Origin of the sequence: Streptomyces sp. NPDC048496 (assembly GCF_043200055.1) — a bacterium.
Lineage (GTDB): Bacteria > Actinomycetota > Actinomycetes > Streptomycetales > Streptomycetaceae > Streptomyces.
Genome location: NZ_JBICXB010000022.1, coordinates 76,738 through 98,967, shown reverse-complemented (window position 1 = coordinate 98,967; position 22,230 = coordinate 76,738). Strand labels below are relative to the sequence as shown.

The 22,230-nt window shown below is 70.1% G+C and carries 18 protein-coding genes and 1 tRNA gene; 5 read left to right on the top strand and 14 right to left on the bottom strand.

Annotated features, from left to right (window positions below):
* Positions 1–280: 280 nt before the first annotated feature.
* The gene (locus tag ACGFSA_RS20755; RefSeq protein ID WP_393306189.1) at positions 281–802 is read right to left on the bottom strand and encodes an SMI1/KNR4 family protein; all 522 of its coding nucleotides are present in this window, start codon (positions 800–802) and stop codon (positions 281–283) included.
* Positions 803–1,235: 433 nt separating this feature from the next.
* Entirely contained in the window at positions 1,236–2,240 is a 1,005-nt protein-coding gene (locus tag ACGFSA_RS20750; protein ID WP_393306187.1) for a helix-turn-helix transcriptional regulator, read from the bottom strand.
* A gap of 62 nt (positions 2,241–2,302) precedes the next feature.
* Between ACGFSA_RS20750 and ACGFSA_RS20745 the strand changes: the two genes are divergently transcribed.
* Both ACGFSA_RS20745 and ACGFSA_RS20740 read left to right on the top strand, forming a co-directional pair.
* Complete coding sequence (locus tag ACGFSA_RS20745; protein WP_393306185.1) at positions 2,303–2,890, top strand: DinB family protein; 588 nt, start codon at positions 2,303–2,305, stop codon at positions 2,888–2,890.
* Positions 2,887–3,348: a VOC family protein gene (locus ACGFSA_RS20740; protein WP_393306183.1), complete on the top strand. Its 462-nt coding sequence runs from the start codon at positions 2,887–2,889 to the stop codon at positions 3,346–3,348. The genes ACGFSA_RS20745 and ACGFSA_RS20740 overlap by 4 nt, the downstream gene beginning before the upstream one ends.
* 111 nt (positions 3,349–3,459) lie before the next feature.
* Here ACGFSA_RS20740 and ACGFSA_RS20735 read toward each other — a convergent pair whose 3' ends face one another.
* Positions 3,460–4,137, bottom strand: a complete 678-nt coding sequence (locus tag ACGFSA_RS20735) for an SDR family NAD(P)-dependent oxidoreductase (protein WP_393306199.1) — start codon at positions 4,135–4,137, stop codon at positions 3,460–3,462.
* Between the two features lie 16 nt (positions 4,138–4,153).
* On the opposite strand from ACGFSA_RS20735, the gene ACGFSA_RS20730 reads away from it, so the two are divergent.
* Positions 4,154–4,624, top strand: coding sequence for an SMI1/KNR4 family protein (locus ACGFSA_RS20730; RefSeq protein ID WP_393306181.1), 471 nt, complete (start codon positions 4,154–4,156; stop codon positions 4,622–4,624).
* Between the two features lie 44 nt (positions 4,625–4,668).
* Here ACGFSA_RS20730 and ACGFSA_RS20725 read toward each other — a convergent pair whose 3' ends face one another.
* From ACGFSA_RS20725 to ACGFSA_RS20695, 7 genes are all read right to left on the bottom strand, one after another.
* Positions 4,669–5,514 carry an ABC transporter permease gene (locus ACGFSA_RS20725; RefSeq protein ID WP_393306179.1) on the bottom strand — a complete coding sequence of 282 codons (846 nt, stop codon included), beginning with the start codon at positions 5,512–5,514 and terminating at the stop codon, positions 4,669–4,671.
* Positions 5,511–6,464 (bottom strand): ATP-binding cassette domain-containing protein, encoded by a 954-nt coding sequence (locus ACGFSA_RS20720; RefSeq protein WP_393306177.1) that lies wholly within the window; start codon positions 6,462–6,464, stop codon positions 5,511–5,513. Before ACGFSA_RS20720 ends, ACGFSA_RS20725 begins: the two co-directional genes overlap by 4 nt.
* Entirely contained in the window at positions 6,457–7,698 is a 1,242-nt protein-coding gene (locus tag ACGFSA_RS20715; RefSeq protein ID WP_393306175.1) for a hypothetical protein, read from the bottom strand. The genes ACGFSA_RS20720 and ACGFSA_RS20715 overlap by 8 nt, the downstream gene beginning before the upstream one ends.
* Positions 7,695–8,759 carry a thiopeptide-type bacteriocin biosynthesis protein gene (locus ACGFSA_RS20710; protein WP_393306173.1) on the bottom strand — a complete coding sequence of 355 codons (1,065 nt, stop codon included), beginning with the start codon at positions 8,757–8,759 and terminating at the stop codon, positions 7,695–7,697. The genes ACGFSA_RS20715 and ACGFSA_RS20710 overlap by 4 nt, the downstream gene beginning before the upstream one ends.
* The gene (locus ACGFSA_RS20705) at positions 8,759–11,491 is read right to left on the bottom strand and encodes a lantibiotic dehydratase (protein WP_393306171.1); all 2,733 of its coding nucleotides are present in this window, start codon (positions 11,489–11,491) and stop codon (positions 8,759–8,761) included. The genes ACGFSA_RS20710 and ACGFSA_RS20705 overlap by 1 nt, the downstream gene beginning before the upstream one ends.
* A 12-nt stretch (positions 11,492–11,503) precedes the next feature.
* Positions 11,504–13,147, bottom strand: coding sequence for a SagB family peptide dehydrogenase (locus tag ACGFSA_RS20700; RefSeq protein ID WP_393306169.1), 1,644 nt, complete (start codon positions 13,145–13,147; stop codon positions 11,504–11,506).
* Positions 13,148–13,213: 66 nt separating this feature from the next.
* On the bottom strand, positions 13,214–15,160 hold the full coding sequence (locus tag ACGFSA_RS20695) for a TOMM precursor leader peptide-binding protein (RefSeq protein ID WP_393306167.1): 1,947 nt from the start codon (positions 15,158–15,160) through the stop codon (positions 13,214–13,216).
* A 79-nt stretch (positions 15,161–15,239) separates the two neighbouring features.
* Here ACGFSA_RS20695 and ACGFSA_RS20690 point away from each other — a divergent pair, with 79 nt between their 5' ends.
* Entirely contained in the window at positions 15,240–15,491 is a 252-nt protein-coding gene (locus ACGFSA_RS20690; RefSeq protein ID WP_393306165.1) for a hypothetical protein, read from the top strand.
* Positions 15,492–15,568: 77 nt separating this feature from the next.
* On the opposite strand, the gene ACGFSA_RS20685 is transcribed toward ACGFSA_RS20690, so the two are convergent.
* The 4 genes from ACGFSA_RS20685 to ACGFSA_RS20670 form a co-directional block, all read right to left on the bottom strand.
* Positions 15,569–17,557, bottom strand: coding sequence for a TOMM precursor leader peptide-binding protein (locus ACGFSA_RS20685; RefSeq protein WP_393306163.1), 1,989 nt, complete (start codon positions 17,555–17,557; stop codon positions 15,569–15,571).
* A 714-nt stretch (positions 17,558–18,271) separates the two neighbouring features.
* Positions 18,272–18,670: a hypothetical protein gene (locus tag ACGFSA_RS20680; protein ID WP_393306161.1), complete on the bottom strand. Its 399-nt coding sequence runs from the start codon at positions 18,668–18,670 to the stop codon at positions 18,272–18,274.
* A gap of 131 nt (positions 18,671–18,801) precedes the next feature.
* Positions 18,802–18,875: transfer RNA gene (locus tag ACGFSA_RS20675), tRNA-Pro, on the bottom strand.
* Positions 18,876–18,925: 50 nt separating this feature from the next.
* Positions 18,926–21,550, bottom strand: coding sequence for an ATP-binding protein (locus tag ACGFSA_RS20670; RefSeq protein ID WP_393306159.1), 2,625 nt, complete (start codon positions 21,548–21,550; stop codon positions 18,926–18,928).
* A gap of 107 nt (positions 21,551–21,657) precedes the next feature.
* Between ACGFSA_RS20670 and ACGFSA_RS20665 the strand changes: the two genes are divergently transcribed.
* Complete coding sequence (locus tag ACGFSA_RS20665; RefSeq protein ID WP_393306157.1) at positions 21,658–22,152, top strand: DUF309 domain-containing protein; 495 nt, start codon at positions 21,658–21,660, stop codon at positions 22,150–22,152.
* The last annotated feature ends 78 nt before the right edge of the window (positions 22,153–22,230 follow it).

Sequence of the window (22,230 nt, the reverse complement as noted above, 5' to 3'; positions counted from 1 at the left end):
CGCGGCGGGCACTGCACGCCCTCGAACCCGTGCCCCACACCACCATCAGCCCTCGGCGAGAAATCGGACCTCGGAAACATCAGCCGGTGGATCCGAGCTGAGTATCAGGCAGGGCAACCGACGACAGGGATCCCTTGAAACATTCGCTGCGATGCTTCAAAATGGGGATTTCTACTGAATCCCGGGAAGCGATCAACAACGCGGCTCAGGCAATCCCTGGGAAATCTCCACACGGTGGTATCTCCTGTCACCAGGACAGGAGATACCACCGTGTTCATTTTCAGGACAGGAATTCGTAGAACGGGCGTTCAGGCGCGAAGTTGCGAGAACACAACGTCACGTCTCTACCCTTGAGATAAGCCAGCAACCACTCACTGAACGTCATCTCATAGAGAGTCCACGCCGGACTGTCCATTTCCTGGACCACGACGCGCCAGGGCGACGAGGAGTCGTCGGGAACGCGGAGGAAAACCCATTCCCCCGTCATGGCCGACGCCACCGGCATCAACTCACCGGGGTTCGCCCCTACAGGACTGGGCAGCAACTCGGCCATGTCCTCTTCGCTCCAGAGCTCGAGATCCCCCCTGATGGTTTTTCCCAGACTGTGCAGAAGATGGCCCGCGGGGTGCTCCAGATACAACTGCCCGTTGATCGTGATCGAACCGTAGGCGTCCACGATCTCACGGAAGTCCGCAGGACATTCGATACCGATTTCCTGCTCCAGTTCGATCCATGGCGCCGGATCCGACCAGTTGAACCGGGGTTCGCCCAGCAGGGCTTGTATCTCTGAAAGTGTTGCCACCACTATGCTCCTTCTAGCACATCGAGCCGATACCGGTCTGGGAGTTGATCGCAGTGCACGAGAAAGTGTCCACGATATCTCCCTGGGGTCCGTATGCGGCCGTTCCCACCTGAACGAGTGCAGGAACAGCCGAATGCGGATCTCCGTAGTTGGGAACGACCGACATGAACAGTTCGCAGTCCCCAGTCAAGTGCTTCCAGCCGAAGCGTTCCACCTTGCCGGCCATCCTTCTCTTTGCACTGCCATGCAAAGCCACCAGGTTTCGGACACCCTGGCCGGTGCCCTTGCCTGCAACGACCTGCTAAATCACCGGCCTTGCTCTGAACTGCGACGATTCATGGACTACATGTCCGCGATGGTGAGTTGGGGTCGTTGCCGTAGCTCGTCCGAGTGGTCTCGGTGCAAGCGCCCTCGGCGCCGACGTTGTCGCGGCTCATGGCTCCTCCATGTCCGGCACCAGTGAGATCGTTGCACCGGCCGACAGCAGTCTCGCCGCCAGCGCGCGACAGCGCCTCCCGAGCTCCGGAGGATCGAGTACCTCGAATTCGTGCCCCAACAGGAGCACGTGCATGAGCACGACGTCGAGGCTGCCGGCGCCACTGAGCACCTCGCAGAGCTCGCTCCCTCGCCGTTGTACGACGGCTGCCGACGCCGGAATCTGCGCGCGCACCGTGTCGGCCGACGCGTACACGAGGAAGCGTGCCTGGTGCGGGTAGACTCGACTCGCCACACCCTCCTGCACGTACGTCGCCGCGTCGGGCGCCGCGCGCGGGCGGAAGCGCCAGGTCCGTGCAGAGACGTCGGTCATCCGGTCGACTCGGAAACTGCGCCAGTCGTCGCGATCGAGGTCGTAGGCGAGGAGGTACCAGCGCCGGTCGGAGGCGACCAGGCGATAGGGCTCGACCCGCCGCATTCGCACCTCGCTCCCTGGGGGCACCTCCCGGACGAAGTCTGGGGGAGGGTAGTCCAATCCCACCTCGGCCTCGTCGCGGCAGGCTCTGGCCAGCGTCATGAGCACCTCGGGGTCGACCGGCGTGCGGCCTGTGCCGAAGAACTCCACCGAGCCGGAAAGGGCGCGCACCTCGTGCCGCAGCCGGGTGGGCAGCACCCGGTCGAGCTTGGTCAGTGCCCGGAGTGCGGCGTCGCCGGCGCCGGCGAGCAGCGACACCGCGGTGGCGATCGCCTCCTCGTCGTCGAGAAGCAGCGGCGGCAGGTCCTGCCCCGGGCCGAGCTGGTAGCCGCCTCCGACACCCTGGCTGGCATGCACCGGATAGCCGAGTGTGCGCAGCCGCTCGACATCACGCCGTACGGTGCGCGGCGTGACTCCGAGCCGGTCGGCGAGCTCGGGGCCGGTCCAGACCTGGCGCTGCTGCAGCAGCCCGAGCAGGGTGAGCACCCGCTCCGTCGTACCCCGCTCGTCACTGCTTGCCGCGTCCATGGCGCCCACCCTGCCAGAGATAGCGGACCGATCCTGTCCGCTAGAGATGTCAGGGTGGTCCCATGGACGCAGACGAACTCGACTGGAACCGGACGCTGCGCGAGCAGTGGGAGTTCCACTGGAACCATCAGCTCCGAGCCCGGCTCGAGAGTCTTACCGACGACGAGTACTTCTGGTCGCCGGTGCCGGACGCCTGGAACGTGCGGCCGCGCGGCAGCTCGACGGCGCCCGTGCAGGCCGGTGCCGGGGACTTCACGATCAACTTCGCCTTCCCGCAGCCGGTCCCTGCTGCCTTCACCACGATCGCCTGGCGACTCGGTCACGTCATCGTCGGCGTGCTCGCCGCGCGCAACGCGGCGCACTTCGGCGCGCCGACGGCGTCGTACGAGACCTGGGAGTACCCCGGCAGCGCGGCCACCGCGCTCGACCAGCTCGAGGCCCAGCTCGACATCTGGTTGGCCGGGGTGCGCGGCCTCGGTGACGCCGGGCTCCGGGTCCCGGTCGGCGCGAAGGAGCCTTTCCCCGACGCCTCCATGGCCGATCTGGTGCTGCACATCCACCGCGAGTTGATCCACCACCTGTCCGAGGTCTGCCTGCTGCGCGACCTCTACCTGCACACGAAACCCGCTACGAACGGAGCAACCCGATGAGCCGCCACATCCAGGTCGCCTTCGACGCCCACGACCCTCGGGCGCTGTCGTCCTTCTGGCGCGACGTCCTGGGCTACGTCCACCCTGGCCCGCCCGGAGTCGACCTGCCCGAGGGCGACGACCCGCTGGCCGCATGGGACGACTTCCTCGCGCGGGTCGGCGTACCGGAGCAGCAGCGCAACACGAGATCGGCCATCGAGGACCCGGACGGGCACGGCCCACGGCTGTTCTTCCAGCAGGTGCCGGAGGACAAGGCCGTCAAGAACCGCGTCCACCTCGACGTCCGTGCGGCTCCCGGACTGCAGGGAGAGGAGCGGATGGCGGCGCTGGAGGTCGAGTGCGACCGGCTCGTCGCGCTGGGAGCGACGCGGGTACGTCGCTACGAGCCCGCTCCCCCGATGAGCGCCGGCTTCATCGTGTTGACCGACCCCGAGGGCAACGAGTTCTGCCTGGACTGACGCAGCTCAGGCCATGCCGGCCCGCAGTGTGCGCAGGCCCGGCTCGTGCCATCGCACTGCCGACGCCCCGCGCTCCACCGATGTCGGCACAGCCGGGGCCGCCCCTGCGGTTCACGAGCCCGGGAGGGGCCAACCCGCCATGAGGCCGCCATCAACGGTGAGGACATGACCGGTGACATAGCTCGCCTTGTCCGAACACAGGTACTGGACGGCCTCGGCGATCTCTTCCGGGGTGCCCGCCCGGTGCAGGGGCAGCGCCGAACTGACCGCGTCACGCACGGTGTCGTTGCCGGTGAACCGCTCGTACATCGCGGTCTGGGTGTAGCCGGGGGCGACGGCGTTGACCCGGATACCGTGAGCGGCGCCTTCGAGTGCTGCCGCCTTCGTGATGCCGACGACGGCGTGCTTGCTGCCGACGTACAAGGTCGCGTCGGGGTAGCCCATCAGGCCGAAGGTGGAGCTGACGTTGACGATGCTGCCACTGCCCTGCTCCCTCATGACCCGGAACTCGTGCTTCAGGCTCAGCAGCGTGCCTTTGACGTTCGTGTCGAAGGTGGCCTGGTAGCTCTCGTCGGTCACCTCGGTGACAGGGCCGGGCGTTCCTTCGGTGCCGGCGTTGTTGAAGGCGACATCGATCCGTCCGTGCCGCGCGACCGCGCGGTCGACGAGGTTCTTCACGTCGGCGTCGAAGCGGACGTCGGCACGCACGAACTCGGCCTGGGCGCCGAGGTCGCCGAGCTCCCTGGCGAGCTGCTCGCCGACGTCCTGGTGGCGGCCGGAGACGACCAGGTTCGCGCTCTACTCAGTGCATCTGCCGGCTTGTGAACCGGAACCACTCCAGGGCTTCGACGACCTCTACCAGTTGGGTCGTGACGATGCCGGTGAGTACGGCTGGGGCACTCTCCTTGGGGAGTACCGGCGCAGTCGCGACGGGTGGCTCGCTGAAAACGTCTCCCTGACCGGTCTACTGCCCATCGCCCGCAACGGTGGCAGCGACACCCTCTTCCTGGACCTGAACCCGGCCACTCATGGCAAGCTCCATGCGTTCATCCACGCCATTCCCCACCTCGGGTATCTGGGCAGCCATGTCTTCACGAAGGTGGCGGACGACTTCGACGCATACCTCGACGGCCTGTTCGTCGACCCTGACATGGCGGAGGACTCGTGGGCCGATGTCGCCGACAGCGATCCCTCGGATCCTTTGCGGAGGACCGTCGAGGAGTGGCTGGACAAGGAGCTGCCGGGCTGGCGCGCTGAAGCGTGGGCCACGCCTTGATCTTCAAGTACTCGCCTCAAGTGCCTTCGTGGGATCACTGGCGCTCAGGTCACGTCCCGCCGGTTGACGAACAGGCAGGAGAGGCCGAGGCACACCACCACGTACGCCGCGAGTACCAGGCTCGCGGACAGGGGGCCCGAAACCGAGACGACGCCGGGAATCGAGGTGTTCGGCTTGCCGGACGGATCGAGGGCGGTGGCGAGCGACCCGGCGCTCGGTCCGATCAGCAGCCGTTGCACCCACTTGAGGGCGGGAAGGGTGCCGGCCAGTCCGGAAACGAGGTTCTCCAGCGCCAGCAGCCAGAGCAGGCCCACTCCGATGGCCGCCCCAGTGCCGCGCAGCAGGATCGACAGGAAGATGCCCAGGCTCGCCGCGGCCATGCTGATCAGCCAGACGGCGCCGATTCCGCCCAGCAGCGTGGCCGCGTCCGGCCAGTGGGCGGGGCGGCCGGTGAGGGCCGCGACGAGCCCGCTCGCCCCCGCGCTCGCCACCAGCACCAGCACCGTGACGCACAGGACCGCCACCGCTGCCGCCATGGCCTTCCCGAGTACCGCCGAGCTCCGGCCGGGTCCTTGGACCAGAAGGGTGCCCCAGGTGCCCCAGCGGTACTCCCCGCCGACGAGGACAGCGCCGAGGATCAGCATCAGCGCGCCGCCGAACATCGGGTACAGGTCGACTGTGCCGGACAGGAACTTGTCCGGCAGCACGCCGCCGATCAGCTGCTCCGGATCACCCGCCGAGCCGACCGGCCGGTTCCTGATGGCCAGCCAGACGATGTAGGGAACCACCATGCCGAAGGCCACCGCCAGGCCGGCCCATGCCCCGCCGACGACCCAGACACCGGGACGCTTGCGTGTCGCCAGCAGTTCGGCCCGAAGGACGCCGTTCAACGGCCCACCACCTCCATGAATTCCGGTCCGGTGGGCCGGTGGCCCTCCACCAGGTCGAGGAACACGTCCTCCAGGGAGAGGACCTGCTTGCGCAGTTCGCTGACCTCCAGCCCGTTCACCACCAGCAGCCTGTTGACGGCGGCCGCCTCACGCGGGTCGACGACCACGCGCAGCTCCCCGTCGCCGACGGTCGCCGAGCGGACCGCCGGCAACTGCCGTACGAGCTCCGCGGCACGCTCGGGCGAGTCCACGGTCACCGTCAGACCGCCCTCACCGACCCCTCGGCGCAGCTCGGCCACCGTTCCCTCGGCGATCAGCCGGCCGTGCCGGATCACGCCCACCCGGTCGCACAGATGCTCCACTTCGGCCAGCAGATGACTGGACAGCAGCACCGTGCGGTTGTCCCGGCGCAGTCCGGTGATCAGCTCGCGCATGCTCGCCATACCCTCCGGATCGAGGCCGTTGGTCGGCTCGTCGAGGATGAGCAGTGCGGGGTCCTTCAGCAGCGCGGCGGCCACCGCGATGCGCTGTTTCATGCCGAGCGAGTACGCGCGGAAGGCGACATCCGCCTTGGCCGTCATCCCGACTTCTTCGAGAACCTGCTCGATGCGGGCCGTGGGTACGGACGCGTAGCCGGCGAGGACGCGCAGATTGTCCCGGCCGGACAGATGCGGATACAGGGCCGGTGCCTCGATCAGTGCTCCCACCCCGCGCAGGCTGCTCCGGGTCCCGGCGCGGTGGCCGAGCACCGTGGCGGTCCCCGAGGTGGGCCGGATCAGCCCCACCAGCATCCGCATGGTGGTGCTCTTCCCCGACCCGTTCGGTCCGAGGAATCCATAGACCTCGCCGCGCCGGACCGTCATGTCGAGGTCGAACACACCGGTTTCCGGGCCGTACCGCTTGGTCAGCCCGCTGGTGCGGATCGCGATGTCGTCGCCGCTCTCAGGCATCGGCGGCCTGCCGTTCACCGGAGCGGCCTCGCGCGGCCAGCCCGAGGATGCCGGCCGCCACCACGGACTCCACGGCGAGGATCACCACCGCCCACACCGGGCCCGTCCAGCGCTGAAGGGTGCCGAACCACACCCACATCAGCGCGCAGTAGGCCGCCACGAGGAGCAGGAGCGAGGTGATGCCGTAGATCGCGTAGGCGCGTGCGTCGCGGGGCGGGTAGGCGCTGAGCTGTTCCCGGGCTGCGGGGTCGCGCCGGCGCAGTCGCAGCTGCCAGAACCGGTAGGACTCGCGGCGCAGGTCGACGATGTTCAGCGAGTGGGTGAGCATGACGTAACCGTCCGATCGCAGAACCGGCAGCAGACTCATCACGGCGGCTCCGCTGCCGAACAGCAGCAGCCCGGCGGCGAGCGAGCGCCCGGGCACCCCGTCACGGGCCAGCAGCCACCAGGCCAGCACCGGTACGAGCGCCAGCAGACTGACGAAGACGCCCGCGAACGCCGTGCCCACCCGGGCCCTGCGTCGGTGGAAGAGCACGATGTCGTCCGTGCGGCAGTAAGGGGTCAGCATCGGAAACCGCCAGCTGAGCCCGATCTCGGTGACCGTGCCGCCGAAATGGCGGCAGGTCACGCCGTGGGCGAACTCGTGCAGCACGGTGATGCCCCAGAACAGCAGCATCGACAGCGGCACGGTGATCAACCAGGACTTCTGGTGCGTCGCCTCGTGGGTCAGGGTGGACAGGTGCGTCCAGACGAACACCTGCAGAGCGGCCACCAGGACGAACGCGGGGATCAGGAACGCCGCACGGAAGGCGAACGCCAGCCGGTTGGCCAGAGCGGCGCACAACCGGTCGGGGCGCAGCATCACCCAGCGCCGGCGCAGCCAGCTCTGCCTCGCCGACTCCTTGGCCTCGTGGGCCTGTCTGAGCTTGTCCAGGGCCGCGTCGTCGGCGTATCCGTCGAGCAGTTGGTAGCGGCCGAGCATGGTGAACATCTGCTGCCAGTGCGCGGGCCCGAGCCGGCGGTCGTAGGTGTCGGTGTAGCTGCGTCCGATGTCCTCGAGGGTGTGACCGCCGTCCATCAGCCCCATGATGAAGTGCTCACGGGGGCCGACCCGGTAGTAGCAGCCGGTGCGTGCGTCCTTGACGTGGTGCACGGTCTTCGGGCCGGAGCGCAGGGCGGGGCCGAGTACCACCTCGGGCCGGAGCCGGGGCCGGTCGTAGGCCGTTCCGGTCACCGCAGCGCCTCCTTGGGTGCCATGTCGGACAGCGCTCTGCAGATGACGTAGGAGAGATAGATCTCGTCCAGGATGCTCACCCCGAGCCGGTTGTTGGTCATGTGGACGTAGGAGCTGAGCACGATGGCCAACGCGTCCTGCGGGTCCGGTACGGCTCCGTCACGGAACGTCAGGTGTCCGGCGTTGGCCAGTTTCAGTACCCGGTCGCGGAGTTCGGCGCAGTGGGCGAGCCAGGACCGCTCCAGCGGGGTGGGCGACGCCGCCACGTCGCCCCAGGCACTGTCGCGCACATGCCGCAGTCGGGGCACCAGCCGGTCCTTCATCCGCTCGTAGGAGCGGTCGAAGCGCTCGTGCTGGCTGTCGCTCGGCTCCTGGTACGAGGTCTCCCACATGGTGCGGTAGCGGACGAGGAACCGGGCCACCGCGTCCTCGTCCCGCAGCAGGGCAAAGCACAGTCCTGCCGTCAACTGCGCGGCCTGGCCGAGCAGTACGGTCCGCACATGCACGTTGGTGGTCTCCAGCAGCGCCATCACCGTCTCGCTGGACTCCTGGAAGTGCCACTCGGCCAGCTCCATGCCGGCCGGGCCACCATAGCGGTCAAACTCGCGTTCATAGGGGATGGGCGCGACGCTGTTGTTGTCCTGGAACGGCATCTCGCCGTCGGCGCCGTAGAGTTCGTTCCAGCGTTCCTCGGTGTACTCGGCGAGGAACATGTTCTTGTAGAGGTCGCCGCTGGAGTTGCGGTCCTCCTCGTAGAGGGCGGGGCGCTCGCGCAGGTACGCCTCCAGCGTCTCCCGCGCCGCGCGGGCGACTTCGCCGGCCGCCGAAGCGTCGGCCGGCAGCAGACGCAGCCGGATGTGCGGGCCCTCCAGCCAGTAGCGGATGAAGAACCACGAGCGCAGCAGGCCCCGTTCACACAGGCGTGACATCAGCGGCCGTACGCAGTGCACCAGTACCGGGTTGGCATTCGCGGCGTAGAAGACGTGCAGGCTGATCCAGCCGTCGCCGTCCTGCTCCGTGTCGACGGTGCCGCCGTCGTTCGATCCTCGCCTGCCGTCCATCACCGCTCCGTATCCGTTCCGTTGACGCCGTCGAGCTGGACCGTGAGTTCGGTGACGTACCGGTGCCGGCCGTCGCGCAGCCACATCTGGTCGGGGCCGGGCAGCATCTCCGTGAGCACCACCGCCGAGGCGCTCTTGCGGACCGCGGTCTCCAGCAGCCGGACGCACGCGTAGGAGTCGAAGTCCACGTACTGCGGCTTGTGTTCACCGCCCAGCGAGGCGAACACATGACGCGGGAGCCCCGCATCGCGCTGCCATTCCCGCCACGCAAGGAACCACTCCTCGTCCGGCTGTCCGGCCACCGCCGGCGGCAGCTCGTCGGCGGCGAACCGCCAGGTCTTGCGCTGCAGCACCACATTGCCGAGCCGCACACGGGGGAGGAAACCGCTCGCGCCCTCCTGGACGCCGGTGCCCTCCCACAGGTCGAGCTGGACCATGGTGGTGCAGGAGAAGTTCAGCAGCACCTGCTGCACCTCGGGCAGCGCCATCGGCAGCAGGAAGCCGAGGTAGACGGGGATCACCTCGACGCCCAGACGGCGGGAGCGCAGCCGCAGCCGGTCGGTGGCCGCGTCGTGCTCGACGACCAGGTCCTCCACCGGGATCCGCTCGTGCGGCGGGCGGAAGCTGGTCTCTCCGGGGCAGACGATCTCGTAGGGGGTGACGACCGGGTGGAGGTTCAGGTTGGTCGCGTCGTAGCCGCCCTTGAGCTCGGCGAACACGGCTCCCTCCGGTACGGCGTCGTCCAGCGAGCGACGCAGTGACGCGGTGAGGGTGTCGTCGAAGCAGTGCGCGAACCGGGAGAAGAGCAGGGTGAGTCCGGAGTAGACCCGGTTGACGACCACGACGGGGTCCTCAGTGCCGTTCTCGGCGAGCTGAAGGAAGAACGACAGCGACCGCAGGTCCTCCGTCCGCGGCAGCAGCTCCTCCACGGTGGCCAGGAAGTCCTCGTCGAGCTCGACGTCGGCGCCCCGCGCGCGGGCTCCGCCGTACCGGACTCTCATCTCCTCGGCCACGGCGGCGCGGGCGCGGTCGATGCCGGCGATCTCCTCCTGCCGGAACCAGTTGTCGTACGGACGCAAGGTGGTGCCGTCGAAGCGCTGATGGCGCATCAGGCGCTGGTTGTAGTTGTCGTAGAAGTCCTGGTTGAACTGGTGGGCGAAGGACAGGAAGTCCTCGCAGCGGCCGCCTTCGCCGTAGCGCGCCCGGAAGAACCCCTTGGTGACGATCCTGCGTACCGCGTTCCCGTCGAATGCCGGGAGGATCCGGGCCAGTTGGTGCAGGCCGGGGGTGAGCTGCCGGGTCCAGGCCGAGGCGTCGCCGGTCACCGCCAGCCCGGACAGTGTGGTGTCCTCATAGACCAGGGTGCGCAGGACCGGTGTGTCGTCACGGCCCAGCAGGCGGTGCGTCTCGGCCACCGACTCCTTCACGTGGGCGAGCAGTTCACGCCTGCGGGCCAGTCCGGCCCCGGCGAACCGTTCGACGTCCGCGCCCATCCGCTCGACGAGCGTCGCGATGTCGTCGGCCCAGCTCCTCCCCAGTCCCCGTAGCCCGCTTCGGTAGGTGGAGACCGGGTCCGGGTCGTGGATGTCGATGTGCAGATCCGGCACGACGAGCAGGCCGAGCCTGAGCAACTCGGCGAGATACCGCTCCACTTCCGGCTCGGGGCGCTTGGCGTCCATCGCGCACAACTCCCGTACGGCGTCCTCGAACCGCAGCGTCGTGCCGTCGTCGAACAGCTTGAGCACATCGGCGAGCGCTTCTCCGCCGGGCAGGAAGAACAGGCTCTCGTGGACCGCGTCCAGGGTGACCGCCGCGTCCGCGTTGCCGTCGGCGCCACGCAGCTTGCGCAGGTAGCGGACCCGGTCCTGGTGCACCTGCGTTCCGCTGGTGGCCCGGACCGGCAGGTCATGAAGGATCCGGGGGTTCGTGGTCAGCAGTTCCGAGAGTCTGGCGAGTACCGCGATGTTCAGCCGGGTGCTGCCCCGCTTCTCCCACCCGTCGACGGACGCGACGAGCGGCCGGCCGCCGGCCTCGGCGAAGTGGCCCGCGGACACCGCCGTCAGGGTGCTGAACGGGCTGGTCTTGCACGCGGTGCGCAGCAGGTACTCCAGCAGTGACCGTTCGATGCGCCTCTCCCGCTTGCTGAGCGGGCCGCCGGCGCGGTGCAGGTAACCGTCGAGATACTCGTCGAGCGACGGGGACGACAGCTGGATGCCATGCCGCAGGTCCGTCTCCGTCGCCGCGCGCCGCAGCTCCCGCCGGGCCGCGGCACTCTCCTCGGCCAGGATGCCGGAGCCGGTCCGCAGCAGCGCCTCGTGCCGCTGCCGGTCGGCGGACCACTCGCGCAGCTCGGCGAGTTCGGTGGCAGCCAGCAGCGGCTCGGCTGCCGCCAGGCTGCGTGGCGCACGGGCGTTGAAGACGTCACGGCGCAGGTTGATCAGCGTCCGGCGGGCCGCCGGGTCGTCGAGGCTCTGTGCCACCCGCTCCTGCAGGAAGTCGGCGAGCCGGGCCCCGCGCTCGCGCAGCCGCCGCCGCGCGTCGAGCACGGCGTCCGCCCACGCCGCGCTCTCGGGAGTGGCCAGCGCGGCGGCGGTTTCGAAGGGGAGACCGCCGACGCGCAGCATGAACCTCGGCACCAGGTGCCACCGCACGCGCTCCGCGCTCTCGTGGTCGGGCAGGGTCGCGGCCGACGCCACACGTGACGTCGGCGCCGGCAGCGCGCTGGAATTCACGGATCAGCCCTCTCAGACCAGCCGGTAGTCGAAGTCCGCGCTGTCCGCGCGTTCATGGCCGAGCAGGACGAAGAGGAAGGTTCGCTCGTCCCCGTCGTCGAGGCCGGCCCATTCGTCGATGGCGATGTTGTCGAAGCCGAGCACTGCCCCGCAGCCGACGCCCAGCGCGGCAGCGGCGGTGTAGGCCGTCTGCGCCACCGCGCCCACCTCGGAGTTGAGCACCCGGTAGCCGCGGCTGCCGTAGGCGTCGAGCGTGCTGCGCCACCGTCCCGAGATCGCCAGCACAGCGCCGACCTGCTCCAGGTTGTAGTTGCTCAGGTAGTAACTGTGTTGCAGCTTCTCGGCGAGCGGCATTTCGCGCACCACACGCAGCCGGTGCCCGCCGCCGTCGTAGCGGTAGGTGCCGCTGGGCAGCCCGGCGACCCGGTTCGCCAGTACGTACAGCCCCGTCAGCCCCACGTCGTCGGGCACCACGTCCGAGACGTACCGCTGCCCCGACACCGTGCCGGCCAGCACGGTCCCCAGTTCGTCGAGGCCGAGCGGGCGGGAGCGGGTGAACGAGCCGAAGCTGGTCCGGCGGGAGCGCAGCGTCTCGCCGACGTCCGGGCCCAGCCGGTCGGTCAGCGGCTCGGGAAGTACGACGTCCTCGCCCACTGCGGGCGGGACCGGAACGAGTCCGCGCGCCGCCTCGGGCTCCGGGCGCTCGCGGCGGTCTGCCAGGACCGCACGGTGCACCTGCTCGACCTGCTCGAAGGTGCGGGTCCGCGCCGACCTCTCGAAGCTCGGCCGGTCGATCAGAGCGACCGAGCCGTCGCGGTCCGCCGGACCGGTCGAAGCGCCGGCGGGTCCGCCGAACGGCAGCGGGACCACGGCCAGCGCGCACTCCTGGTCGGTTTCGAGTCCCAGCAGCCGGTTCAGCCGTTCGTCGTCGAACCACAGCACGCGGGTGAGGCATCGGCCCGTGCCCCGCGCGATCAGCTCCCAGCTGCCCAGCAGCGCACCGGCGTCCTGGGTCACCACGTGGTAGCAGAAGCTGTTGTACTTGAAGGAGTTCTTCCAGAACCGCACGGTCACCACGAGGAAGCCGTCGGACTCCCCGGAACCGGCCCCGGTCCCGTTCCCGGTCCCGTTCCCGGACTCGCACGCCGCGCGCACCTCATCGGTGAGATCACCGGCCAGCAGGCGCTCGAAGCCATGGTGCGCCGTCGAGTAGTGGTAGACGCCGGGGGTCAGTGGACCGCCCGGCCCGGCCACCCAGTACACCTCCAGCGGGTACATCCCGCCCCCGGATGCGGTACCCCTCCCCCACAGCGCCTCCGGGTACAGCACCCGCACATGGCTGTCCTGGTTCCAGCTCACCCGTAGCCTGCGGTCGAGAACGCCGTAGGAAAGCCGCAGCAAGGCGGCGAGCGAGTCGAGCGTCCAGGGCGGGCCCTGGCCGGCGGGCGGTTCGCCGAGGAGTACGTCCGCGGCGCCGGCCAGCGGCAGGCCGGTGCCCGCCGGCAGGGGGAAGCGCCGCACCCCCAAGTAGGTCTTGTGCCGGGAGGGCTGGTCCTCCCAGTCGGGGGTGAATCCGACCGGCTCCATCGGCTCCCGGCCGCGCCGGAACACCGACTCCACATAGTCGCTCACGACCTGCGTGCGGTTCTCGGACACGGGATCTCCTTCTTCGGCCGGGGCTGGCGCCGGCGGGGACGGCTCACGGAAGGCAGCGGGTACGGCTCATGGGAACGGGTGCGGCCTGCGGTTCAGCCCCGTGGGACCGAACCCATCGTCGCGGGCGTGGATCTCCGCCAGCGCGCCGTCGAGGTAGGCCTGCAGCCGCGGGTGCTGCAATACACGCTGCCGCTCCCAGCCGAAGTCGATCGGCACCAGTCCCGGCGCCAGCACGCTCAGCGTGCGGATGCCGGTGCCGTCCTGCTCCGGGCACGTCTGGTCCACCGCGACGACGTCGCTGCCCACCTCGCGCAGCCGTTCCATCACGAACCGCGCGTCCTCGGCCAGGTCCAGGCTCTCGGGCCGCTGCGCGAGCCACGGGCCGTACAGCTCGTCCATCGACCGGGGTGGCGCCGCGTCCAGCAGGAAGTCGACCGCCGGTGCCATCTCCGGCAGGCCGTACAGCAGCGCGTGGTGGGTGAGTTCGTGCACCCGGTTGTAGTCGGTGACCATCGCGCGCAGGTCGGGCAGTTTCGCCTCCACCCGCTCGTCCATGCCCGGGATGTAGGAGGCGGTCTCCGCGATCGCCGCGCGCACCGCCTCCACCGGGTCGAGGCTCGCGCCGGCGGCGAAGCACAGCCGGCCCATCCCGCCGTCCAGCCGCTCGGCCACCGCCATCACCGCGGGCACCGGGACGTCCACGCGCATGTCGAACAGGCGCATCCGGTAGCCGAGCCTCGCGACCCGGTCCAGTACGAACTGGACCTCCTCGTCGACGACGGTCGCCTGGTCGATCTCCGGCAGCTTCGCCGCGCCGTACCAGCACAGCAGGAACGCGTCGCGCTCGACGAGTTCGAGCATGCCGTGCAACAGCGCCTCCTCGACACTGCTGCCGCTGGCGCAGCCGTTGGAGCACTCCTGGACGAACTTCCGGTCCGGGCGGCGGTCCAGGTAGAACACGAACTGCTCGGGCACCAGCAGCGGCCGCTGCTCACCGAACGAGTAGCCCCAGACCCAGTGGGTCGGGGTGTCCGGATGGTAGGGCTGGTAGTAGTCGTTGTGTCCGACGTAGAACTCGGGACGGTACGAGCCCATCGTCGCGGGGTCGAGGGCCTGCGGCGCCAGTTCGCGGTAACTGCCGTACGTCTCCGGCTGCTTGGCCCGTGGGAACTGGCCCGCGTACCGCTCCAGGCCCTCCAGGATGCCGTACCGCTCGCTGCTCGCCGAGCTCTGCGACTGCCCGCTCCACCACATCTCGTGGTAGTCGTACTTGCTGCGCACCCGGAAGTACCCGCTGACAGGCAGGGTGGCGCTGCACTGGTAGACGCGGCGGGCCGCGCTCGCCAGCGCTCCGCACACCTCGTTGACCAGGCCGGTGGTCGGCAGGGGCAGGTCCGCCGCCGACGCACCCCGGTAGGTGGTCGGCCCCGGCTTCGGTCGCGGGCCGAGCGGCAATCTCGCGCCCTCGGCGGTGTCGGGCACCGGGGTGGCGCAGCTCTCGCACTCGGAGTCAGGAATCAGGTCGTGGCGGTCGACCGTCAGATCACCGGTCCGCAGCTCCACGATCCGTCCGGTCCGCCGGTCGCCGGGGGCGACTTCGCCGTCGGCCGTCTCCGCGTGCACGATCTGCGCGATCTGCTCCAGGGCGAAGGCGGTGAGCGATTCGTCACCCGCCACCCAGGCGTCCGCGCCCTCCTCGATCGGCCCGCGCTCCTCGACCGGGCGCAGCGCCAGCCAGCGGCGGTCCAGGCAACGGCCGCACGGACGGCTCGTGCCGTCGGCCCGGTGCAGCGGCCCCATCAGCACCGTCCCGCCGTACAGGCGCACCGGGTAGACGAGTCCTTCGGCCTGCCGCTCCCCGCTCGGCGCCGGCCGCGCCGGCAGGCCGAGCACCCCGACGTCGACCGTGACGCCCACGCCGGCGCGCCCGGCCAGATAGTCGCGGACGACGTCGGTCACCCGGGGGTCGTCCAGGACCGTCGCGGTGGTCACCGCGTTCGACACCACATTCATCCGTCCACCCAGTCACTCCGAAGATGGGGGTGCGGCTGCCTGCCTCGGCGACGGGGACCGTCGCGTCGGGCAGCCGCACGTGTCAGCCGGACGACCGGGCCGGCGACAGGTGCTCACCGGCCCGGCCAGCTGCCTGCGTCAGCTGGTGCTACTGCTGCAGGAGCAGCAGCTGCTGGTGGAGCAGGAGCAGCAGCTGGAGCACGAGCAGGACGAGCTGGACCACGCCAGCTCGACGGACTCGTCGGTCATCTCTTCGATCTCGAACGTCGCGCTCTCCAGAACGCTCAGTTCGTCTCGGAGCTCAATGGACATGGCGATCCTCCCTTCGTGATGGTGGGATGTGCACCCGGAACCGGTGTTCCGAGAACCATGGCGCGCCTCGAGGGCGCGAACCGGCTCGCTGTCGCGCTACTTCGCAGCGAGCAGGATCGTTCCAGCAACCATCGCGCGGATCGCGCTCAGGTCGATCGGCGTCGTGTCGACGAACAGGGCGCGCGTGCCGTCGGCGTCCAGTCGGCCGAGCGCTTCGGACATCGGCACACCGGGCTGGTCGAAGGACCACTCGGCCTTCGCGTCGCCCTCGGTGAGGGTCCTGGGGTCGAAGTCGGCCACCAGCGGGTCGCCGGGGTCCAGGGGCGCGCCCTCGTAGTGCCGGCCGACGGCGAGACCGACGGCGTCCCGCACCGCCTCGCGTACCGCGGCGCGCACCGACAGCGCCGAGCCCGTCGCCCAGTCGACCGCCCCGCCGTCGGCGCCCTCGACCACCGCGAGCACCGCGAAGGCCGGTGCGGCGCCGGGCAGCGCGTAGACCCGGGCGGTGTGGCCGATGTGCCGCAGGCTGCCGAGCACGAACGCCGTCTCCTCGTCGCCGGCCAGCCACTCCTCGGTGAATGGCAGGGCCGGGTCCTCGCCGCGGATCGCGCGGACGAGCCCGCGCTGCGCCAGCGCCGAGCACAGCCCGCGTTCCTGTACGTCCGGCGCGGTCCAGCCGGCCGCCGCACCCGCGGGGCTCGGCTCGAACAGCAGCCGGGAGTTGGCCGGGGAGAGCGGGTGGACGGCCGCGGCCGGCACCTGCCAGCGGCTCGAGTCGTGCAGGGACACCGCGGACAGCCGTGCCCGCGCCGCCGGCTCCTCCTCGGGTGCGGGCACACCGCTGAACAGGGCGAGCCGCTCGGCCGGAACCAGTTCCCCGTCCAGGGTGGCCGCCTCGTCCCGCGGCCCGACGGGCCCGAGCCGGCCCACGTAGCAGGCGACCGCCGCCTGCACCGAGCGCGTGCGGGCGACCAGGACCGTGTCGGTGCCGAACGCGGCGATCTCACGCGCCCCGTCGGTCAGCGAACCGGCCGGCCCGAGCCGCACCCGGCCGGTCTTGAGCGGGATCTGCCGGATCGAGTCGTCCGTCCAGCCGGACATCACGCCGAATCGCGGGGAGACCAGAACAGCCGCACGCCCATAGGCGTCACTGTCGTCCGCAGGCGGGCGTACGGCGTCGTCGGGCTCCGCCAGCTGGTGCCGCATCGGGCATCCGGGGTGCGGCAGCACCCGTTCGCGGCTCGACTCCAGCGTGGTCAGATCCTGGATCACGGCGTGCCGCTCGTCGTCCGGCTGCAACTGGCCGGTACGCAGCCGGAAGATCTCGAACGCGACGGCGTTGCCGGCCATGGACTGCGCCACCAGGCTGCCGTCCGGGGCCTCGCCACCGGCCGGGCCGACCGCCAGTGAGCGCCAGAAGTCGGCCACGAGCCGAGGGTCGGAGTTGGCGGACAGCCGAAGCTGTGCGCACACCCAGCACGGCTGCTCGGCGGGTCCGGAGACCGGCCCCACCACCATGCGGTCCGGGTCGGTCACCACCGGGACCAGGCGCGGGCCGTGCGCAGCGCCGTGCAGCCGTTCGGCCAGTTCGAGCAGCGCACCGCTGCTCGATCCGTCGGCCACTGCCACCACGACGTCGAACGGCGTCAGATCCTCGGGGGTCGACGGCATCACGACGACGTGTGCCGGTGCGCCGGCGTCCGCGAGCCGGGCCGTCTCGGTGTCGAATTCCGATCCCCACGCTGCGTTGTCGAGCGCGATTTCGGCCAGTCCATTACGCAGCAGGCCGCGCACCGCTGCCGTCGCTACGCCCCCGGGTGGGCCGGTGACCAGGACCCGGGAGGAGCGGAACCGCGCGAAGAGTTCCTGCGGCGTCCGCTGGTCCGCGTGCATGAAATGTTCCACGAAATTGATCTGGGGCGCGAACAGATCCGATACGGCGGCCGGCAGCAGCTCAACGTCAGGGCGCGGGACGGCGCGGGCGAAGCCCCGATCGAGCAGGGTGCGCATCAGTCCGACCGCGGTTTTGCGTCGAGTGTCGTCCAGCCCTTCACATAATTCCGCGATGCTGGATTCGCCAGTCATTCGAGGACCGAGAACGGACATCCACTCATATGCGCCTGCGCCTTTGAGGACGCAGGAAGTCTCTGAACTTCTGAGATAGATTCCGGTGTCGACGCGAAGGAATACCACGTCATTACGCAGCCGGGGTCTTATCTCCATCAGAGGTGCACGGTCGATCGTTTGCATATCGCCCCTTCGCAGGATCGTACGCCTCTCGACGGTGGGGTGTCGCTACCCGCGTCCACCGGGGAGGATTGTGTCGCTCTTGCAATGGTCACGTCAACAGCCCGTACCGACTTCGACGAATGGTGTCCGTTTGGGCCGCTTTTGGAATCCTTGGCGGACGGCGGCGACACAGGATCCATATCGGGTCACGGCCTCGGGGGCATTATCAGGCTCCGCCGGCGGCGCATTTCTGGGCTCGTCCAGCCGCACTCCGGCCTGGATTTGCTGAACGACACTTAGCGCCCGGCCAAAATCCGCCGACGCCCCACGACCGGCGAAACGCAATCGCCTCGAGCGGAATCACCGTGTAACCGGCGGTAGCCTCTGGTGTTGACACATCCTTTACCCGGCAAGGTGATCCCGATCGCAAACAAGTCACCGGCGCGCGGGTGACCCGGCATTCGGCAGCGCGCGCCCGGTGGTCCCCAACTGACTCCTGAACCGGTGGTGACAAGCGCGTCAACGAAAGGGACGTGCAGCGCCGCGCGTGGGGGGTGCCAAGTGGCGTCCTCACGAGACCGCCGCCTTGAGCAGTACCTCGGCGGCCTCGGTTCGGGCGCACAGCACGGTACCGGCCCGCGGCGTTCCCAGAGGGGCGCGACTCCGAGCGGCGGGTACCGAAGGGGCGGCTGCCGGCCAGGGCCGGTGACCGAGAACGCTCTGGGCCTGTACGTCCATGGCTCGGTGGCCGCCCACGTTGCTGGCAACCGTCGCGAGCAGCCGGGCGACCTTGGTCGGATTCGGAACGGCCGCCGGGTCCACCTCCTCATGGAACGCCGGAGCGTTCCACCTGAGCCCGTTGAGCGGATTCTCCGCGAAGTACCCCTTCTCGACTGCCGTGTTGATTACCTCGTTGAACGCAGCACTCCTACGCCGTGCTGTCTTGGGCGTCGCCGCTCCCCGCGCCACGGCCGGGCAGGCGCCGAGTCGCGGCTTGGGCCTGCTGTGGCATCAGATCCGGTCCCAACTGGTCCCCAAAAATGATCAAGGGGCCGTTTCAGATTGCTCTGAAACGGCCCCTGACCTACGACTCTTTCGAGTCGGGACGACAGGATTTGAACCTGCGACCCCTTGACCCCCAGTCAAGTGCGCTACCAAGCTGCGCCACGTCCCGATGCGATTCCTCCCGGTGTTCCCGGGCGGCTGCGCAGGACAAACATTACCTCACTTCGCGGACCGGATCGACGTCCGTGCCTGATGGGCGCGGGTCGCGAGCGCTTCGGCGGCGCATGCCGTGGCCAGCTTCTCGGCCCGGGCGAGCTCGCGCGGGGAGCGGATGGCGATGCCGTAGTCGACACGGGCCAGGGCGTGTTCGTACGCGGACGGGGACGCCTCCAGGTGCCGGACCGCGTCTGCCAGCAGATGGCGGGCCTCCTCGGGGCGGGCGAACAGGGCGACGCAGCGCAGTGCCTCGCCGATCGCGGTGTCCGTGCCGAAGCGTTCGGCGTGCACCCGGGCCGAGGTGGCGAGCTGGGCTGCGCGGCCCGGGTCCTCGTCGACCAGGGCGCGCGCGAGGTCGCCCGCCCATGGCGCCCAGATCCCGTTGAACCGGCCGCGCGGTTCAAGAGCCTGTCCCGCTGCTTCGAGCTCGGCGACGGCTTCCTTCGTACGGCCTTCGGCAAGCAGGAGACGGCCGCGAACGGACGGTGCGTCCGGCATGACCATTGCGCTGGGATAGGGCATCCCGAAGTTGTACCGGTCAGCTATCGTGCGGGCCTCGGTGACCCGGCCCCGGGCCAGCAGCGTGTCGATGAGCAGGCAGGCTGCGATCCAGTTGCCGGGCAGGCCGCTGCCCACACGGTCGGCGAGCCGCAGTCCTTCGCGCAGGAAGCCCTCCGCCTCGGCCAGCCTGCCGCGACGCCGGTGGACGAGACCGAGGAGGGTGTGTGCGAAGGCGAGGTGCGCGCCGCTCCAGCCGGAGATCTCGAAGGCACGGACGGCCTCGCTGAACAGTGCCTCGGCCCGATCGAGCTGATCGGTGAAGGCGTAGGTGATACCCACTGTGGTGGGGAACTCGAAGCCCCATTCGGTGTCGGTCCACCCGAGCCCGCGGGCCGGGCGACCGTCGACCAGGGCGCGTTCGCAGAGGTCGACGACAAGCTGGCAGTCCTCGCCCCGGAGCATGGCGTCGAAGGCGCGCAGCGTGAGCAGGGCGCGTTCGGCGTTGTTGCGGCCGGTGAGGTGGTCGGCGTTGCCGGCAAGCCTGCGGGAGCGGCCGGGGCCGTCGTCCTCGGCGGCCTGCATGCCCTCCCACATGAAGTGCGCGGCCTGGAGCCGCATCCGGCCCGGTCCGGGGGCGGTGCGCCCGGTCTCGGCGGCGAGAGCCAGTGCCGCTTCCTTCAGCTGGTTGTTGTGGGAGAGGGCGGCGGCGAGCCGGAAGGTGGCGTCGACGCGCACCTCGTCGGCCAGTCCGGGCAGATCGAGGGCGGCCCGCAGATGCTGGACGGTGGTGGGAGGGGAGCTGAGCAGCGTCGCGCAGCCCAGCTCGTACAGCAGCGTGGCCCGCACCTGATGGCGCGGCGGCTCCTGCAGGGCGCGTTCCAGGCAGCGACGGGCGGCTTCGGGGGCACCGACCGCGAGATGCTGTCCGGCTGCCTCGCGGAGCTGCTCGACCAGTTCCTGGTCGCCGTCCGCGTGGACTTCGATGAGGTGGCGGGAGGCCGCGGCGGCGCCGAGTCCGGCGCGGGTGATCGCCCAGGCGGCGCGGCCGTGCATGGCGGTGCGGGTGGCCGGCGGGATGGAGCGGTACACGGCGGTGGCGATCAGCGGGTGGACGAACTCCAGCGGGTCGAAGCCGCTGACGATACGGGCGTCGCGCAGCCGCGCGGTGCAGTCGGCGGCCTCCGCGGGGGTCATTCCGGCGAGGGTGGCGGCGAGGTCCTGGGAGATGTCGGTGCCGAGGACTGCGGCGGCCCAGGCGAACCGGTTGGCGTTGGTGCCGAGCCGTTCGAGCCGGGCCACGAGACCGCTGCCGCGGGCCGAGGCGCCGAGTTCGCGCAGCACCCCGGCCGACTCCTCCAGGGGGGCCAGTTCGTGGTCCTGCACCTTGGCGACGAGTTCGACCGTCTCGTACGGGTTGCCGCCGGTGACGGCCCACACCTCGCGGCAGAACGGGTCGTCGGCTTGGTCGCCGAGAACGGCCCGGACCAGTTCCGCGGTGGCCTCGGGGGTGAGCGCGCGCAGCGCGACCCGGGCCTGGGCGGGGTGGCTGCCGCCGTCCCCCTCGCGCGCCGCCAGTTCCTCCGGGCGGTGCGCCTGGACGACGAGGACGGGCAGTTCGCCGAGGCGTGCGGTGAACGAGGCGAGCCAGGCAAGGGATTCGCCGTCCGCCCAGTGTGCGTCGTCGATGATCAGCAGCAGCGGACGGTGGCTCAGCCGGGAGGAGAGCCGCGACACGACGTGGTTGAGTCCGTCGCGTACACCCTGCGGGTCGGGCTGCGGGCCGCTGGGCTCGGCAAGTCCGAGGGCGGGTGCGGTGATCTCGAACCACGCGCCGAACAGATCGCGTACCTCGTCGGGCGGAAACGGGTCGAGCGCGGGCTGCAGGAGTTGGCGTACGACGTGGAACGGCACGGATGTGACCGTCTCGCCGCCGCGTGCGGACAAGACGGTGCAGCGGTCCGCGGCCATGGCCTGGATCTCGGTGAGCAGAGCTGTCTTGCCGATGCCTGCCTCACCGCTGAAGATCAGCAGCCCGCCGACTGCCTGGGCGCCGCAAAGGGCGTCCACGGCTAGTGCGGCGGCAGCGAGTTCCGGTTCGCGCTCGTACAGCGGCCGGGACGGCTTCATGCCTACCCTCCCCTAGTGATGCGGATTGCTGCCGAGACTAGTCGTGCGCGACGGCCCACGGACAGTGGTTCGGTCAGTTCACCGCAGGTGCGGGGCACAATCGACGGGTGGACGAGACTCGTAGGGACCGCGATCCCGAAGGCCGGGCGCGCAGTGCGCGCCCCCGTGACGGGCTGGGGCGCCCCCTGCCGTACGGGGTTCCGGGGGTGGAGCGGCAGCCGGAGGGTGTGGTGCGCTCCCCCGAGGAAACGCTGCGGGAGGCACAGCGGCTGCTGGACGCGGGGATGCCGTTCCACGCGCACGAGGTGTTCGAGGACGCGTGGAAGTCGGGCCCGGAGGCGGAACGGGAGTTGTGGCGCGGGCTCGCGCAGCTGGCGGTGGGGCTGACGCATGCCGCGCGCGGCAATGCGACGGGTGGGGCGCGGCTGTTGCGTCGGGGCGCGGCGGCCCTCTCGGCGTACGGGGGCGCGTCGGCGCACGGGATCGGGATCGATGCGCTGACCGGCTGGGCGGAGGAGCTGGCCGGGCGGGTGGAGACGGGCGGCGGGCGGACGGTGGACGCGGCCGAGGAGGCGCCCCGGCTGCGACGGGAGGGCGGATGAGCCGGATGGCGACGTTCGTTTTCGGCAACCGTCGGGCGGAGCGGTGAACACGGCGCCGCGAAACTATTACCATCCCGC